This window comes from Streptomyces sp. NPDC003379 (assembly GCF_053589195.1).
Genome location: NZ_JBSFRK010000020.1, coordinates 61,406 through 77,644 on the forward strand (window position 1 = coordinate 61,406; position 16,239 = coordinate 77,644).

The following is a 16,239-nucleotide window of genomic DNA, read 5'->3' on the forward strand; positions in this document are numbered from 1 at the left end:
GATACCTTTCGGATCATCGGAACGTGACCGTCATCACGTAGGAATCTACGAATCTACGCGAGTAGAAATTTTGTGCCGGTAGTCTGAAGGAACCTGCTCAGCACCAGCAAGCAGCACACGCCAGCACCACACACCGGGAGTGCCAGTGGCACGCGTCGTAGTCGACGTCATGCTCAAGCCGGAGATCCTCGACCCCCAGGGCCAGGCGGTGCAGCGTGCACTGCCGCGCCTCGGTTTCCAGGGCATCTCCGACGTACGTCAGGGAAAGCGTTTCGAACTCGAGGTGGACGGGCCGGTCGACGACGCGGCCCTCGCCCGTATCCACGAGATGGCGGAAACCTTCCTCGCCAACACGGTGATCGAGGACTTCGTCGTAAAGGTGGAGGAAGAGAAGTGACTGCTCGAATTGGAGTCGTCACTTTCCCCGGAACCCTCGACGACCGCGACACCCAGCGCGCCGTCCGTGTGGCCGGCGCCGAGGCCGTGCCGCTGTGGCACAAGGACAGGGACCTCAAGCAGGTCGACGCCGTGGTGCTGCCCGGCGGTTTCTCCTACGGCGACTATCTGCGGGCCGGTGCCATCTCGCGTTTCTCCCCGGTGATGGAGTCCGTCATCGAGCAGGCGAAGGCCGGAATGCCGGTGCTCGGCATCTGCAACGGCTTCCAGGTGCTCACCGAGACGCACCTCCTGCCGGGCGCGATGCTGCGCAACAACCACCTGCACTTCATCTGCCGCGAGCAGAAGCTGCGCGTGGAGACGGACAGGACCGCCTGGACCGCCGACTACACGGCCGGCCAGGAGATCTCGGTCCCGCTGAAGAACATCGACGGGCAGTACGTCGCCGACGAGCGCACCCTGGACATGCTGGAGGCCGAGGGCCGCGTCGCCTTCCGGTACCTCGACACGAACCCGAACGGATCGCTCCGTGACATCGCCGGCATCACCAACGAGGCGGGCAACGTCGTCGGCCTCATGCCGCACCCCGAGCACGCCGTGGAGCCGCTGGTCGGGACCGGCCGCACCGACGGCCTCGGATTCTTCACCTCGATCCTGAAGAACCTCATGAACAGGGCCAACGCCTGATGACTCTGGACACCGTCAAGCACGCAGCCGAGACCCCCGACGTCAAGCTGCCCTGGGCCGAACTGGGCCTGAAGGAAGACGAGTACGAGCGCGTCCGCGAGATCCTCGGCCGCCGCCCCACCGGCGCCGAGCTCGCCATGTACTCCGTCATGTGGTCCGAGCACTGCTCGTACAAGAGCAGCAAGGTCCACCTGCGGCAGTTCGGCGAGAAGGTCCCCGCCAACGACGCCATGCTCGTCGGGATCGGTGAGAACGCCGGTGTCGTGGATGTGGGTCAGGGCTACGCCGTGACGTTCAAGGTCGAGTCGCACAACCACCCCTCCTACGTCGAGCCCTACCAGGGCGCGGCCACCGGCGTCGGCGGCATCGTCCGCGACATCATCGCGATGGGCGCGCGCCCGGTCGCGGTCGTGGACCCGCTGCGGATGGGTGACGCGAACCACCCCGACACCAAGCGGGTGCTCCCCGGAGTCGTCGCGGGCATCGGCGGCTACGGCAACTGCCTGGGCCTGCCGAACATCGGAGGCGAGCTGGTCTTCGACGCCTGCTACCAGGGGAACCCGCTGGTCAACGCCGGTGCCATCGGCGTGATGCGGCACGAGGACATCCACCTCGCGAAGGCGTCAGGACCCGGCAACAAGGTGATCCTCTACGGCGCCAGGACCGGCGGCGACGGCATCGGCGGTGCCTCGATCCTGGCGAGCGAGACCTTCGACGACAGCAAGCCGTCCAAGCGTCCCGCCGTCCAGGTCGGTGACCCCTTCCAGGAGAAGCTCCTCATCGAGTGCACCCTGGAGGCGTTCGCCGAGAAGCTCGTCGTCGGCATCCAGGACCTGGGTGCTGCCGGACTCTCCTGCGCCACCAGCGAGCTGGCGTCCAACGGCTCCGGCGGTATGCGGGTCGAGCTGGACGACGTACCGCTGCGCGACTCCACGCTCACTCCCGAGGAGATCCTCATGAGTGAGTCGCAGGAGCGCATGTGCGCCGTGGTCGAGCCCGAGAAGGTCGCGCGCTTCCTGGAGATCTGCGAGAAGTGGGACGTCATCGCCACCGTCGTCGGCGAGGTGACGGACGGCGACCGCCTGGAGATCTTCTGGCACGGCGAGAAGATCGTCGACGTCGACCCGCGCACGGTCGCGCACGACGGCCCGGTCTACGAACGTCCGTACGCCCGCCCGTCCTGGCAGGACGCCCTCCAGGCCGACGACGCGAACAAGCTGGCCCGCCCGGCGAACGCGGACGAGCTGCGCGAGCAGGTCCTCAAGCTGGTCGCCGCCCCGAACCAGGCCGCGAAGTCCTGGGTCACCGAGCAGTACGACCACTTCGTGCAGGGCAACACCGTGCTCGCCATGCCCGAGGACTCCGGGATGATCCGGATCAACGAGGAGACGGGCCTCGGCGTCGCCATCGCCACGGACGGCAACGGCCGGTTCGCGAAGCTCGACCCGTACGCGGGCGCGCAGCTCGCGCTCGCCGAGTCGTACCGCAATGTGGCCGCCTCGGGCGCCAAGCCGCTCGCGATCTCGGACTGCCTGAACTTCGGTTCGCCCGAGGACCCGGACGTCATGTGGCAGTTCGCCGAGGCCGTCCGCGGTCTCGCGGACGGCTGCCTGGAGCTGGGCACCCCGGTCACCGGCGGCAACGTCTCGCTCTACAACCAGACGGGCGAGGCGGCGATCCACCCGACGCCGGTCGTCGCCGTGCTCGGCGTGATCGACGACGTGGCGCGCCGTACGCCGATCGCCTTCAAGGAAGAGGGCCAGCTCCTCTACCTGCTCGGCGAGACGCGCGAGGAGTTCGGCGGTTCGGCCTGGTCGCAGGTGGTCCACGACCACCTCGGCGGTCTGCCGCCCAAGGTCGACCTCGGCCGCGAGAAGCTGCTCGCGGACATCCTGATCTCGGCCTCGCGCGACGGCATGATCGACGCCGCGCACGACCTGTCGGACGGCGGTCTGGTGCAGGCCGTGACCGAGTCCTGCCTGCGCGGCGGGAAGGGCGCGCGGCTGATCGTCCCGGACGGCCTGGACGCGTTCACCTTCCTGTTCTCCGAGTCGGCGGGGCGCGCGGTCGTGGCCGTGCCGCGCAGCGAGGAGCTGCGCTTCACCGACATGTGCGGGGCGCGGGGCCTGCCCGTCACGCGCGTCGGTGTCGTGGACGGCGACGCGATCGAGTTGCAGGGTGAGTTCATGCTGCCGCTGAGCGAGCTGCGCGAGGCGCATGAGGGGACGATTCCGGCGCTCTTCGCCTGAGCGGCCTTCTCTGACAGCCCTCGTCCGGACCCAGGTCCGGACGGGGGTTTCGTCGTGTTCGAGAGGCGCCCGGTGGAGGCGCCCGGCGGGGGGCTGTGAGTAATTACGTAATTACGTAACATCCATACATGGATCTGGAAGAGCGCGTCGCCCAGCTGGAGCGGCGCATGGCGGCACTGGAAGGCGCGGAGACCATCACGCCCCCCATTCGCGAGAGCGACTTCTGGGCGCTGGAGGCGCTGAAGGCGCGGCTGCCCGAGTCCGAGGTGCCCGACGGCGGGGTGGTGTTCACCGGAGCGGTGCGGCTGCCGACCGGGGGGCGGTACGAGTGGCAGTACGGCCACACCACCGAGCAGCTCCTCGGCGACGACTGGTCCGAGGCCGCCGAGTCCTTCGCCGCGCTCGGGCACCCGGTGCGGCTGCGGGTGCTGCGGGAGGTCCTCGGCGGGCTGCGCACAGCGGCCGAGCTGAGCGCGCTCGACGACATCGGCACGACCGGCCAGATCTACCACCATCTGCGCCAACTGACCGGCGCGGGCTGGCTGCACACCCAGGGGCGCGGCCGCTACGAGGTGCCCGCTGGGCGCGTGGTGCCGCTCCTTGTGGTGCTGTCCGCCACGCGTCCATGAGGCCGCCCGTCCCAGGGAACGGTCGGTCATACATCACACAAGTCACATAGGTCACATAGGTCACAGGGGGAATGACATGTCCGTACGTCTGCGCAAGGCCACCGCGGTGCTTCAGCGACTGCTGGTGCTGTACGTCTTCGGCCAGGTGGTCGCCGGGTTCTTCGTGGAGCTGCCGTACCCGTACTGGGTCGGGTGGGTCCCGATCGTCGGCGTCATCGTGCTCTTCTTCGTCCGGCACCGGTCCGTCAGCCGGGAGATCGGGACGGAGCCCCCGGCAGCCGTCGAGGTCGACCCGCCGGTCACCGGCCGCTGGTCCGCGCTGAACAGCCCCGCCGACAAGGTGCCGAGCCACGGCACGCACAGCCTCGGGCAGACCTACGCCATCGACATCGTGGCCGAGCCGGAGGAGGGGCCCGCGCGCCCGGCCTTCGCCTGGCTCTGGCCGGTCGCGCGCGGCAACCGTGCCTTCCCCGCCTTCGGGGCGCCGCTGCTCGCCGTCGGCGACGCCACCGTCGTCCACGCGGAGGACGGCCAGCGGGACCACCTCAGCCGCAACTCCCTCGCCGCGCTGCTGTACCTGTTCGTGATCGAGGGCATCGGCAGGACGCTGGGCGGGGCCCGCCGCGTCGTCGGCAACCACGTGGTGCTCGACCTCGGCGGAGGCACGTACGCCCTGTACGCGCACGTCCAGCGGGGCTCGCTCACCGTCCGGGCGGGCGACAAGGTCACGGCCGGCCGACGCCTGGGAAGCTGCGGCAACTCCGGGAACTCCACCGAGCCGCATCTGCACTTCCAGCTGATGGACGGCCCCGACCTGAACGTGGCCCGGGGCGTGCCGTTCAGCTGGCGCGGGGTCGGGGTCCCGGCGGGCCGGGAGGTCTTCACGGCCGAGCGGTCGGGAGAGCACGCCGAGATAAAAATTTAACCGGGGCAGAAATTTAACCAGGGCAAATATATAACCGAGACAAATATTCATCCTGGTACAGTACGGCCATGGTTGAGGAGACTCTGGGGCTGCGTGAGCGCAAGAAGCGGCAGACCGCCCGCCGGATCTGGCGGGCCGCGCTCGACCTCTTCCTGGAGCGTGGCTACGACAAGGTCTCCGTCGCGGAGATCGCCGCCGCCGCGGAGGTCTCAAAGATGACGGTCTTCAACTACTTCGGCACCAAGGAGGACGTGCTCCTCGGCCCCATGGAGGAGCACGTCGCCGACGCCGCCGAAGCGGTGCGCGCTCGTGAGCCGGGCGAGTCCGCGGTCGCCGCGCTGCGCCGCCAGTTCCTGGCCAAGGTCGCCGACCGCGACCCCTCGATCGGCCTCTCCGACGACCCGCGCCTGCTCCAGCTGCGCCAACTCATCGACGACACGCCCGCCTTGGCCCGCCGGGTGCTGCTCTTCCAGATGCGCGGCGTCGAACTCCTCGCCGAGGTGCTCGCCGAGGAGACGGGCGACCGGCTGCTCGCGGGCGTCGCCGCCCACCAGCTCGTCGCCGCGCGGGACGCGGTCATCCTGGAGAACCACCGCCGACTCGTCGCGGGCGACAAGGCCGAGGACATGGCGGACGACTGCGCGGCCCTCGCCGAACGCGCCTTCGACCTGGTGGAAAAGGGACTTCAGGGCTACCCCGGAAACGCTTAGGCTCGGCACCATGCCACCGGCCAAGAAGCGCACGCGTTCGTACGACTCCGCCAAGATCCGCACCGCCGTGCTCGCCCAGTTCGGCAACGTACGAGACGCGGTGGGCACCCTCACCCCCGAGCAGCTCGCCCGCCCGACCCGCCTCGGCGACTGGACCGTCCACGAGCTGGCGGCCCACATCGCGATGGTGCTCGGCACCGTCCACCGCTACCTCGGCCTGCCGGAACCGGCCAAGCACGAAGTGCCGCTCATGGACTGGCCGTTCGCGACCGTCACCGCAGCGGCCCAGGTCGACGAGGACACCCGCGCCATCGCGGACAGCGCGGGCACGGAACTCGACGAGCTGTACACGCGTACGTTCACCGACATCGAGGCGTCGCTGGCCGCCGCCTCCGACGAGCGCCTGGTGCCCTCCCGCTTCGGCGCCATGACCCTCGGCGACTTCCTGGTCACCCGCACGGTCGAACTGACCGTCCACACCGACGACTTGAACGACGCCGTGCCGGGTCTCGACGTCCCGTACGACCGTCAGGCCCTGGCCGCCTGCGCCCGCCTGCTCGCGGACGCGCTCGCGGTGAAGGCACCGGGAGCATCGACGGAGGTGCGCATTCCGCCCTACGCGGTGGTGCAGTGCGTCGAGGGCCCGCGGCACACCCGCGGAACGCCGCCGAACGTCGTCGAGGCCGACCCGCTGACCTGGATCCGCCTCGCCACCGGACGCACGGACTGGGCCTACGCCCTGGACGCGGCGCAGGTCAGCGCGAGCGGCGAGCGGGCCGACCTGTCGGGACTGCTGCCGATCATGGGCTGACCCGGCCGGACGCTGACCCGGCCGGACACTGACCCGACCGGACGCCCACCCGATCACGGGCCCACCCGACCGGGAGGCCGGATGGAACCGACACCCCCACTTGTCCCGTCCCATCGCCATGCACACGCAACGTCTGACCCTGACCCTGACCGCGCTGGCCTCCGCCGGGCTGCTGCTCACCGCATGCGGCACCGAGTCCGGAGCCGGCTCCGAAGGCGGCTCCGGCGGCCGTTCCGTGGAGTCCGAGCTGCCCATCACCGGCGTCCGGTGGCACGTCGACAGCCTCACCCTGGGCGGTGAGAAGCACGACGCCCCGGAAGACGCCTATCTCAAGATCGGCAAGGACGGGCGGGCCGGCGGCAGTTACGGCTGCAACCACGTCGGCTCGGACGTGTCGATCAAGGGCGACACCCTGGACTTCGGCGAGCCCCTGCTGACCAAGAGGGCCTGCACGGACGACGGCCGCATGAAGTTCGAGAAGAACCTCCTGCGCGCCCTCGGCAAGCAGAAACTCACCGCGAAGCTCGACGGCGACCGGATGACGCTCACCACCGCCAAGGGAGACCACGTGGACCTCAGCTCACGCCCCGATGAGCCCGACGCCCCGCTCACCGGCACCAAGTGGACGGTGAGCGCCGTGGGCGACGCCAAGAGCGCCGCACCCCTGCCGAAGGACGTGGCCGACAATGCCCACCTCACCTTCGGCAAGGACGGCGGGGTCCGCGGCAACCTCGGCTGCAACGACGTCACCGCCAAGGCAGAGGTGAAGGACGGCCGCATCACCTTCGGCGCCCCCGCCACCACCCGGAAGCTGTGCCCGGGCGACGCGATGACGACCGAGCGCAAACTGCTCAAGCTCTTCGACGGCACGGCGCGCTACGAGGTGAAGCAGGACACCCTCAAGCTCACCGCCGCCGACGGCACGGTGATCAACGCGAGCGCCGACGCGAAGGACGCGAAGGACGCGAAGAAGTAGCTCTACGGCGCTCAGGCCCCGGGACCGGGATACGGCAGCAACGTGGCGTCGGTCCTCTCCCAGGCCGCCTTCAGCGTGGCGAGCCGCTTCGGCTCGGCCCGTGCCCGGTCGGCCTGCTCCCGCTGGTCCTCGGAGAGACGGAAGAGCTGGTCGGCGCCGCCGGCCCCCCGGTAGTACTTCCAGTCACCGCGCCGCAGCGCCCGTTCGCCACGCACCCGCCAGAACAGCTCGCGCTCGCCGGGCTCCTCACCCTTCAGCAGATACGGCGCGAGACTGACGCCGTCCAGCGGATGCGAGGGACTCGGCCGCGTCCCGCCGATCTCCAGGAGCGTGGCCGTCCAGTCGGGCGTGTAGACGGGCACGTCGCTGACCTGCCCGCCGTCGATCCGCGCGGGCCACCGCACGAGGGTCGGCACCCGGATGCCGCCCTCCTTCAGCGACCCCTTGTTGCCGGACAGCGGCCAGTTGTACGAGAAGCGCTCGCCGCCGTTGTCGGACGCGAAGAACACCAGGGTGTCCCGCTCCCGGCCCGACTCGCGCAAGGCGCGCAGCACTTCACCGATCGACCGGTCCAGGTCCTGCACCATCTCCGTGTACTTCTCGACGGAGCCGCCGTCCTGGTGCCACAGCGCGCCCTTGTGGCCCGCCTTGATCCTCCGTACGATCTCGGCGCTCTCCTCCTTGTCGCCGTCCGCGATCCAGGGCCAGTGCGGCGTGGTGAAGTTGAGGTTCAGCAGCCACGGCCTGCCCCCGTGGTCGCGCCGTACGTAGTCGCTCGCGCGCTCGGTCAGGATGCGCGTGTAGTACCGCAGGTCCTTGTACTCGGCGTCGCCCTCCCGGACACCGCCTTCGTAGAGGTCGTACTCCCCGCCGAGCCCCAGCTTCGAGTAGTACTCCAGGGCCCCGCCGAAGTTCCCGAAGAACTCGTCCCAGCCGGACCGGGTGGGGGAGTAGTCCGGCAGATGACCGCAGTGCCACTTGCCGATCAACGCGGTCGCGTATCCGGCGTCGCGCAGCAGTGAGGCGAGCGTGGGGTGCGTCGGTTCGAGGCCCACGGACTTGTCCGCGATGGGCTCCGCGAGCCCGCCCTTCGTACGTCCCGGGAAGCGCCCGGTGTAGAGGCTGAAGCGGGTGGGCGAGCAGGTCGCGGACCCGGCGTAGGCGTCCGTGAACCGCACCCCTTGGCGGGCGAGCCGGTCCAGGTTCGGTGTCTTGATGTGCGGCGACCCGTACGAGGACAGATCGGCCCAGCCGAGGTCGTCGCCCAGGATGAAGAGGATGTTGGGCCGCTTGGCGCTCCGGCCCGCGGCGGCACGGAAGGGGCGCTCCCGGGGCCCGCGCGCGGCCTGTGCGGAGGAGGCCGGAAGCCCGACCGCGGCGGCGGTCGCCGAGGCGCCCACGACGCCTCCGAAGGCCCGCCGGGACAGCTTGGATTTGTACGAGGTCGAGGTCGAGGCCGAGGTTGAGGTCGAGGACGAAGACACAGCGCGCTCCTGAACGGGGCACGGCGCGTCACGGCGTCACGTGCCCAGGGGGAAGTGAAGGGGAGGGGTGCGTTCAGGCAGCGCGACAGATCGCGCTCGCGACACGGACCAGGTCGACGTGGCGGCGCTCCACGAGCGTGACCGTCGGGTCACCGAGGGGCTGCATGGCCGGGAGCCTGGCCGAGCACACATGTACGAGTCAACGAATGGCCGCATTTGTTCACACGGGGTTCGTACTCCCCCGGACGCACTACCGTCACCGTCCGTGCAGGGGCCGTATCCCCAATTCGGACCAGTGGTCGATCTCGCCTACACTCGATGATGTGCCACGTGGTGACGGTCGACTCAATCACGATCTGCTTCCCGGCGAGAAGGGCCCCCAGGACGCTTGCGGCGTCTTCGGTGTCTGGGCCCCGGGCGAAGAGGTCGCAAAGCTCACTTACTTCGGGCTCTACGCCCTCCAGCATCGGGGCCAGGAATCCGCGGGAATCGCGGTCAGCAACGGCTCCCAGATCCTCGTCTTCAAGGACATGGGCCTCGTTTCCCAGGTCTTCGACGAAACCTCTCTCAGCTCGCTCCAGGGTCATATCGCGGTCGGTCACGCCCGCTACTCGACCACCGGTGCCTCCGTCTGGGAGAACGCCCAGCCGACGTTCCGTGCCACCGCGCACGGCTCCATCGCGCTCGGGCACAACGGCAACCTCGTCAACACGGCCCAGCTCGCCGAGCTCGTCGCCGAACTGCCCAAGGAGAACGGCCGCGCGACCCAGGTCGCCGCGACCAACGACACCGACCTGGTGACGGCTCTCCTCGCGGGCCAGACCGACGACGACGGCAAGCCGCTGACCATCGAGGAAGCATCGGCCAAGATCCTTCCGCAGGTCCAGGGCGCCTTCTCCCTCGTCTTCATGGACGAGCACACGTTGTACGCGGCCCGCGATCCGCAGGGCATCCGTCCGCTGGTCCTCGGCCGCCTTGAGCGCGGCTGGGTCATCGCCTCGGAGTCCGCGGCGCTCGACATCTGCGGCGCCGCCTACGTCCGTGAGATCGAGCCGGGCGAGTTCGTCGCCATCGACGAGAACGGCCTGCGCACCTCACGATTCGCGGAAGCGAAGCCCAAGGGCTGCGTCTTCGAGTACGTCTACCTCGCGCGTCCCGACACGGACATCGCCGGGCGGAACGTCTACCTCTCGCGTGTCGAGATGGGCCGCAAGCTCGCCAAGGAAGCCCCGGCCGACGCCGACCTCGTCATAGCGACCCCCGAATCCGGCACCCCCGCCGCGATCGGTTACGCGGAAGCCTCCGGCATCCCCTTCGGCGCGGGCCTGGTCAAGAACGCCTACGTCGGACGTACGTTCATCCAGCCCTCGCAGACGATCCGCCAGCTCGGCATCCGTCTCAAGCTGAACCCGCTCAAGGAAGTCATCAAGGGCAAGCGCCTGGTGGTCGTCGACGACTCGATCGTCCGCGGCAACACCCAGCGGGCCCTGGTCAAGATGCTCCGCGAGGCCGGCGCCGCCGAGATCCACATCCGGATCTCGTCCCCGCCCGTGAAGTGGCCGTGCTTCTTCGGCATCGACTTCGCGACGCGCGCCGAGCTCATCGCCAACGGCATGACCATCGAGGAGATCGGCTCCTCCATGGGCGCCGACTCCCTCTCGTACATCTCCATCGACGGCATGATCGAGGCCACGACCATCGACAAGCCGAACCTCTGCCGCGCCTGCTTCGACGGCGAATACCCGATGGACCTGCCCGACCCCGAGCTGCTCGGCAAGCAGCTTCTGGAGACGGAACTGGCCGCGGGCCCGGCGGGCACCGCCGCCGCCGACGCGATCCGTCGCCCGTAAGACCCCACGCAGTACGACACGAAAGTTCTCACCGTCATGTCTGAGACCACTGGTGCCAGCTACGCAAGCGCGGGCGTCGACATCGAGGCGGGCGACCGCGCCGTCGAGCTGATGAAGGAGTGGGTCAAGAAGACCCAGCGTCCCGAGGTCGCGGGCCTCGGCGGCCTCGGCGGCTTCGCCGGGCTCTTCGACGCCTCCGCGCTCAAGCGCTTCGAGCGCCCCCTGCTCGCCTCCGCGACCGACGGCGTCGGTACGAAGGTCGACGTCGCCCGGCAGATGGGCGTCTACGACACGATCGGCCACGACCTGGTCGCGATGGTCATGGACGACATCGTCGTGTGCGGCGCCGAGCCGCTCTTCATGACCGACTACATCTGCGTCGGCAAGGTCCACCCCGAGCGCGTCGCCGCCATCGTGAAGGGCATCGCCGAGGGCTGCGTCCTCGCGGGCTGCTCCCTCGTCGGCGGCGAGACGGCGGAGCACCCGGGCCTGCTCGGCCCCGATGACTTCGACGTCGCGGGCGCCGGCACGGGCGCGGTCGAGGCGGACCGCCTGCTCGGCCCGGATCGCATCCGTAAGGGTGACGCGGTCATCGCCATGGCGTCGTCCGGTCTTCACTCGAACGGGTACTCACTCGTGCGGCACGTGGTCTTCGACCGCGCCGGCTGGGCCCTGGACCGCCAGGTCGAGGAGTTCGGCCGCACGCTCGGCGAGGAGCTCCTGGAGCCCACCAAGATCTACTCCCTGGACTGCCTGGCGCTCACCCGCACCACGGACGTCCACGCCTTCAGCCACATCACCGGCGGCGGCCTCGCGGCCAACCTCGCCCGGGTGATCCCGGACGGCCTGCACGCGATCGTCGACCGCGGGACCTGGACTCCGGGCGCGGTCTTCGACGTGGTCGGCACCACCGGCCGGGTCGAGCGCCTGGAGCTGGAGAAGACGCTGAACATGGGCGTCGGCATGATCGCGATCGTCCCCGAGGAGTCGGCGGACGCGGCGCTCGCCACCCTCGCCGACCGCGGCGTGGACGCCTGGGTCGCCGGCGAGATCACGGAGCGCGGCGAGCACACGACGGGCGCGGCCCTGATCGGTGACTACGCGAAGCGGTAAGTGCTCGGAGCAGCACAAAACCCGGTCCGGTGTGGTGACCACCCCGGACCGGGTGAAGTGCAGTCGCTACAACGAGGTCAAGCGCCGCGGCGCTGCGACGACGGACCGGACTCGTCGGCCGAGTCCTCATCGTCGTCGTCGTTATACAGATCCGCGTACTGGGCGTACGGGTCGTCTTCCTCGTCGTCGTCCTCGAACGGCTCGCCATTCGGCGGCTGTTGCGAAGTCGAAGCGCCCAGCTCATTGGCCAGACGCGACAGGTCAGTCCCGCCGCTGCTGTACTTCAGCTGGCGGGCGACCTTCGTCTGCTTGGCCTTTGCCCGGCCGCGCCCCATGGCTCGACCCCCTCGGATACGGGGCTCGACGGCCCCAGAGTCTTGACACGCGTTCATGATCTGGAACGGACTCTCCTCGGAGAGACCGGTCCGTAGGGCTTCCACGGTACCTGCTCCTGCGGCCATACGGTACGTCGCCCGCAGGACGCGCCTCGGCGCAGAACCCGCGAGGAGCCCCGTCCTCGCTGGTCAACTGCGATTTTAACCTCTTCTCGCCGAGCGACCCGCCGACGGGGGTGAGTCTTGTCTCCCCAATATGTCGGCGGGGCCCTGTCAAAGCTCCGATCAGCGGCGGAAGATCGGATTCCGCCACCGATCGGGGGGTGCGTCAGCGCGCGTCGGCCATGCGCTGCTCGGCGATCCTGTCGGCCGCCGCGGCCGGCGGAATGCCGTCCTGCTTTGCGCGAGCGAATATTGTGAGCGTGGTGTCGAAGATCTTCGTGGCCTTCGCCTTGCACCGGTCGAAGTCGAACCCGTGCAGCTCGTCGGCGACCTGGATCACGCCGCCCGCGTTCACCACGTAGTCCGGCGCGTAGAGGATCGCCCGGTCGGCGAGGTCCTTCTCGACGCCCGGGTGCGCGAGCTGGTTGTTGGCGGCTCCGCACACCACCTTCGCGGTCAGCACGGGCACGGAGTCGTCGTTCAGGGCACCGCCGAGCGCGCAGGGGGCGTAGATGTCGAGACCCTCGGTGCGGATCAGCGCGTCGGTGTCCGCCACGGCCGTCACCGACGGATGCTTGTGGACGATCCGGTCCACGGACTCCTCGCGCACGTCGGTGATCACGACCTCGGCGCCGTCCGACAGGAGGTGCTCGACCAGATGGTGCCCGACCTTGCCGACCCCGGCGACGCCCACCTTGCGGCCGCGCAGCGTCGGGTCGCCCCACAGGTGCTGGGCCGAGGCCCGCATGCCCTGGAAGACGCCGTAGGCGGTGAGCACGGAGGAGTCACCGGCGCCGCCGTTCTCCGGGGAGCGCCCGGTGGTCCAGCGGCACTCGCGGGCGACGACGTCCATGTCCGATACGTACGTACCGACGTCGCAGGCCGTCACGTACCGGCCGCCGAGCGAGGCGACGAAGCGGCCGTAGGCGAGGAGCAGGGCCTCGCTCTTGATCTGCTCGGGGTCGCCGATGATCACGGCCTTGCCACCGCCGTGGTCCAGCCCGGCCATGGCGTTCTTGTACGACATCCCGCGCGCGAGGTTCAGCGCGTCGGCGACGGCCTCCTCCTCACTCGCGTACGGGTAGAAACGGGTGCCGCCGAGGGCGGGGCCCAGGGCGGTGGAGTGGAGGGCGATGACGGCCTTGAGGCCACTGGCGCGGTCCTGACAGAGCACTACTTGCTCATGGCCGCCCTGGTCCGAGTGGAACAGGGTGTGCAGGACGCCGTTGTCTGCTGCGGTCACTGTGGTGACTCCCGGTCGAATGGCGGCGGTGGGCGGGCTCCCGTACGGGTGGCGGGGGCCCGATGGGCATGAGACTAGAGCCTGTCCACCGTCCGGTTCAGCCATGGCACGATCATCAGTGTTTTCCGGCCTGTACGCGGGGGAGGGAGCAGCCGTGCCCAAGGTGTCATCGGTGACGGTCCCGTACGCGTCCTACTTGCGCGTCTATGAGCCCCTGGCTGCCTTCCCCCAGCCGGAACGCGACCACTGGGCGCGCTACGCCCGCCGCTCCGACCGCCCCTCGTACCAGGACGAACTCCGCCGCTCGCTCGCGGACCTGGTGCCCACGCCGCCCGTTCCTGTGCCGGTGCACGAGAGCAGCGACGCCTTCGTCCTGGAGACCGACGGGGTGCTGTGCGTCTGCCCGTGGCGGACCCGGCTGCGCGGCTGGCAGGCCATGGGCGAACTGGCCGGGCAGCTGCCCACGCCGGTCCTCGACGCGGTGCTGCCCCCGGTGCTCCGCCGCCAGACGGCCGCGGACTACGAACAGTGGCTGGCCCGCAACCCCGACGCGCGCCCCTGGATCCGTACGTCGACGTGGCAGGTGCCGCTGCACTGGTTCGTGCTCGTCTCCGACGAGGAGCGGAGCTACGGGAGGGACGAGAAGCCGCCCGTGCTGCGCTACCGCACCCCGATGGTGCAGGCTCGCCGCCGGGTCGCGCGCGGCCTCAAGACGCTGCGGGAGGCCCTGGACGAGGCGCCGCTCATCGAGGGTCTTGTGGATGTCGGCCGGTGGCTGGAGGAGTTCCACCCGCGTTCCCTGGTCGAGCTCGACTACGGCGGCCTCGTGCACGCCGTGGCCGCCGACGAACTGGACGAGGACCACTCGGCCGCGGATGTCGCCGAGGGGATCGAGGCGCTGCGCGACGGCGACGGCGAGGGGGCCGGCGAGGCGTATGCGAGGCTCGTGGAGCGGTGGCGGGCGGTGCGGGACCTTCAGTTCGCCAACTGAGGCCGGACGCGGGACGTAGGTCCCGATACGGGCCTTTGCCTCAAGCGTGACGGAACGCACTTTACCGCGCTCTTGCGCCCATCGCCCCTCCTCGTGCCAAAATAGGACAAGGAGTCCGGGGAGGGCTCCTTCCGCCCAAGTGTGGGCGGATTGCTCAGCATTGCACGCTATACGGGGGGTCTGTTGACTCCTGATCGCTCTGTGACTGATCGTCACTGTGGCGTGACTGTCCGCTATGGCATGGTCCATCGGCTTCCGTCGGTGATGAACACCTGGGAGGGCAATTCCATCGGTTTGGCCGACGTGGCTGGACGGATGGTGTAGTTGTAGTGCCGAGGACAAGCCGTTCGTCCTATAACCGACTCGACTCGCGTCCGCCATTTCGGGCAACGCGGGTCAAGGTGCAGAATTTAGAGGAATGAACCGAGAAGGTTCGGTTCTCCCGAGGAGGCCGCTCATGACCGCTCGCACCCCTGATGCCGAGCCGCTGCTGACCCCGGCTGAGGTCGCCACGATGTTCCGCGTCGACCCGAAGACGGTGACGCGCTGGGCCAAGGCTGGCAAGCTCACGTCGATTCGCACGCTCGGCGGACACCGCCGTTACCGCGAGGCTGAGGTCCGCGCACTGCTCGCGGGTATCCCGCAGCAGCGCAGCGAGGCCTGAACTACCGCTTAACCAGCAGTAACCCGCACAACTCGGGCGAAGAGCACCACTACTGCCAGGTCCCCCAACCTGGCCGTACGTCCGACATATAGCTACACGCGACGAGGGTCCCGCCCCAACGGGATCCACGCCTGAGCCGCATGGGTGCGTCGTCTGATCGCGCTGGACTCCGCCGGGTCCAGCGCGATCTTTTTTGTGCGCCGAAGAGGCCCTGGTGGGCGGGGATATGAGCGCCCTTGTTGCTCTCTGGGGAGTCCTCGGAGGGGCGCGGGTGGGCGCGGGCGGAGTGCCCCGGGGCGCGCCCTGAGGATAGTGCAATTGCACATATTAAATTGACTGGTTGTAGGGAGGGTGTAAGTTCGGCCGTTCCTGAAACTGGTTCGGTGACACCCGTCACATGCCGAGTGGCTTGTTGCGCGCGTTGCCCCTGCGCTAAAGGGACTTCGGCGGGGCTTTGGTCATGCGTCGGGGGGACTTTCGTCCTCACCCGGCTCCCCGCCGTCCTCGCGTACGGCGCCCTCACGGACGAAGCCGCCCTCGGGTGCCTCGCGCTCGCCGGGGCGGCGCTGAGAGGGCTCCAGGGCGAGCCTCAGCAGCCGGTGACAGATGGGGCAGTGTCGCGTCAGGTGGCGGTAGCCGGTGGCCGCCGCGAGGTGTGCGCGCAGCAGCGCGCGCGTCTCGTGCCGCGCGGACGCGGAAGAAGCAGACATGCGTCACCTCCCGGGGAGCCTGCCGCCGGCTCCCTGCTGTCTGGGGTACCGGCGGAATGTGACGCAGTCAAGACGCGAACACGAGAACGGGCCGGATCCGACGGGTCGGGGGTGGCGGGGGGTGGCGAGGGGCGGGCATGCGAAAGGCCCCGCATCCACGTGGGTTGCGGGGCCTTTCCTACTGCGGTCCTGACGGGATTTGAACCCGCGGCCTCCACCTTGACAGGGTGGCGAGCACTCCAAACTGCTCCACAGGACCTTGCTCTGCGGCACTCGCTGGTGCGTTGTGCTGCGAGACAGGACT

General features: G+C 69.3%; 17 protein-coding genes and 1 tRNA gene. 12 read left to right on the plus strand and 6 right to left on the minus strand.

Features of this window, described 5'->3' with window-relative positions; translation table 11 throughout:
- Nucleotides 1-145 precede the first annotated feature (145 nt).
- The 8 genes from purS (at nucleotide 146) to ACWDVB_RS21245 (ending at nucleotide 7,383) form a co-directional block, all read left to right on the plus strand.
- The gene (gene purS, locus ACWDVB_RS21210) at nucleotides 146-397 is read left to right on the plus strand and encodes a phosphoribosylformylglycinamidine synthase subunit PurS (RefSeq protein ID WP_125513820.1); all 252 of its coding nucleotides are present in this window, start codon (nucleotides 146-148) and stop codon (nucleotides 395-397) included.
- Nucleotides 394-1,083: a phosphoribosylformylglycinamidine synthase subunit PurQ gene (gene purQ, locus ACWDVB_RS21215; RefSeq protein WP_451516222.1), complete on the plus strand. Its 690-nt coding sequence runs from the start codon at nucleotides 394-396 to the stop codon at nucleotides 1,081-1,083. Before purS ends, purQ begins: the two co-directional genes overlap by 4 nt.
- Nucleotides 1,083-3,332, plus strand: a complete 2,250-nt coding sequence (gene purL, locus ACWDVB_RS21220) for a phosphoribosylformylglycinamidine synthase subunit PurL (protein WP_451516223.1) — start codon at nucleotides 1,083-1,085, stop codon at nucleotides 3,330-3,332. The genes purQ and purL overlap by 1 nt, the downstream gene beginning before the upstream one ends.
- Nucleotides 3,333-3,460: 128 nt before the next feature.
- Entirely contained in the window at nucleotides 3,461-3,961 is a 501-nt protein-coding gene (locus ACWDVB_RS21225) for an ArsR/SmtB family transcription factor (RefSeq protein WP_451516224.1), read from the plus strand.
- 76 nt (nucleotides 3,962-4,037) lie between these two features.
- A complete protein-coding gene (locus ACWDVB_RS21230; RefSeq protein WP_451516225.1) occupies nucleotides 4,038-4,886 on the plus strand; it encodes a M23 family metallopeptidase in 849 nt (282 codons plus the stop codon).
- A gap of 68 nt (nucleotides 4,887-4,954) precedes the next feature.
- Nucleotides 4,955-5,596, plus strand: a complete 642-nt coding sequence (locus tag ACWDVB_RS21235) for a TetR/AcrR family transcriptional regulator (RefSeq protein ID WP_451516226.1) — start codon at nucleotides 4,955-4,957, stop codon at nucleotides 5,594-5,596.
- A 10-nt stretch (nucleotides 5,597-5,606) separates the two neighbouring features.
- Nucleotides 5,607-6,407, plus strand: a complete 801-nt coding sequence (locus ACWDVB_RS21240; protein WP_451516227.1) for a sterol carrier family protein — start codon at nucleotides 5,607-5,609, stop codon at nucleotides 6,405-6,407.
- A 118-nt stretch (nucleotides 6,408-6,525) separates the two neighbouring features.
- Nucleotides 6,526-7,383: an META domain-containing protein gene (locus ACWDVB_RS21245; RefSeq protein WP_451516228.1), complete on the plus strand. Its 858-nt coding sequence runs from the start codon at nucleotides 6,526-6,528 to the stop codon at nucleotides 7,381-7,383.
- Between the two features lie 11 nt (nucleotides 7,384-7,394).
- On the opposite strand, the gene ACWDVB_RS21250 is transcribed toward ACWDVB_RS21245, so the two are convergent.
- Together ACWDVB_RS21250 and ACWDVB_RS21255 are read right to left on the minus strand one after the other, a co-directional pair.
- Nucleotides 7,395-8,867 carry a sulfatase family protein gene (locus ACWDVB_RS21250; RefSeq protein ID WP_451516229.1) on the minus strand — a complete coding sequence of 491 codons (1,473 nt, stop codon included), beginning with the start codon at nucleotides 8,865-8,867 and terminating at the stop codon, nucleotides 7,395-7,397.
- Between the two features lie 73 nt (nucleotides 8,868-8,940).
- On the minus strand, nucleotides 8,941-9,033 hold the full coding sequence (locus ACWDVB_RS21255; protein WP_451516230.1) for a putative leader peptide: 93 nt from the start codon (nucleotides 9,031-9,033) through the stop codon (nucleotides 8,941-8,943).
- Nucleotides 9,034-9,190: 157 nt separating this feature from the next.
- Here ACWDVB_RS21255 and purF point away from each other — a divergent pair, with 157 nt between their 5' ends.
- Both purF and purM read left to right on the plus strand, forming a co-directional pair.
- Nucleotides 9,191-10,717 (plus strand): amidophosphoribosyltransferase, encoded by a 1,527-nt coding sequence (purF, locus tag ACWDVB_RS21260; RefSeq protein ID WP_451516231.1) that lies wholly within the window; start codon nucleotides 9,191-9,193, stop codon nucleotides 10,715-10,717.
- Nucleotides 10,718-10,753: 36 nt separating this feature from the next.
- On the plus strand, nucleotides 10,754-11,830 hold the full coding sequence (purM, locus tag ACWDVB_RS21265; RefSeq protein WP_451516232.1) for a phosphoribosylformylglycinamidine cyclo-ligase: 1,077 nt from the start codon (nucleotides 10,754-10,756) through the stop codon (nucleotides 11,828-11,830).
- Between the two features lie 77 nt (nucleotides 11,831-11,907).
- On the opposite strand, the gene ACWDVB_RS21270 is transcribed toward purM, so the two are convergent.
- Together ACWDVB_RS21270 and ACWDVB_RS21275 are read right to left on the minus strand one after the other, a co-directional pair.
- Nucleotides 11,908-12,165, minus strand: a complete 258-nt coding sequence (locus ACWDVB_RS21270; RefSeq protein WP_451516233.1) for a DUF3073 domain-containing protein — start codon at nucleotides 12,163-12,165, stop codon at nucleotides 11,908-11,910.
- A gap of 328 nt (nucleotides 12,166-12,493) precedes the next feature.
- Complete coding sequence (locus ACWDVB_RS21275; RefSeq protein WP_451516234.1) at nucleotides 12,494-13,570, minus strand: Leu/Phe/Val dehydrogenase; 1,077 nt, start codon at nucleotides 13,568-13,570, stop codon at nucleotides 12,494-12,496.
- A 154-nt stretch (nucleotides 13,571-13,724) separates the two neighbouring features.
- Here ACWDVB_RS21275 and ACWDVB_RS21280 point away from each other — a divergent pair, with 154 nt between their 5' ends.
- Both ACWDVB_RS21280 and bldC read left to right on the plus strand, forming a co-directional pair.
- Nucleotides 13,725-14,561: a hypothetical protein gene (locus ACWDVB_RS21280; protein WP_451516235.1), complete on the plus strand. Its 837-nt coding sequence runs from the start codon at nucleotides 13,725-13,727 to the stop codon at nucleotides 14,559-14,561.
- Nucleotides 14,562-15,018: 457 nt separating this feature from the next.
- Nucleotides 15,019-15,225, plus strand: coding sequence for a developmental transcriptional regulator BldC (bldC, locus tag ACWDVB_RS21285; protein WP_003949541.1), 207 nt, complete (start codon nucleotides 15,019-15,021; stop codon nucleotides 15,223-15,225).
- A 458-nt stretch (nucleotides 15,226-15,683) separates the two neighbouring features.
- Here bldC and ACWDVB_RS21290 read toward each other — a convergent pair whose 3' ends face one another.
- Complete coding sequence (locus ACWDVB_RS21290) at nucleotides 15,684-15,935, minus strand: DUF6274 family protein (RefSeq protein ID WP_451516236.1); 252 nt, start codon at nucleotides 15,933-15,935, stop codon at nucleotides 15,684-15,686.
- A gap of 184 nt (nucleotides 15,936-16,119) precedes the next feature.
- Nucleotides 16,120-16,194, minus strand: a tRNA-Asp gene (locus ACWDVB_RS21295).
- Between the last annotated feature and the right edge of the window lie 45 nt (nucleotides 16,195-16,239).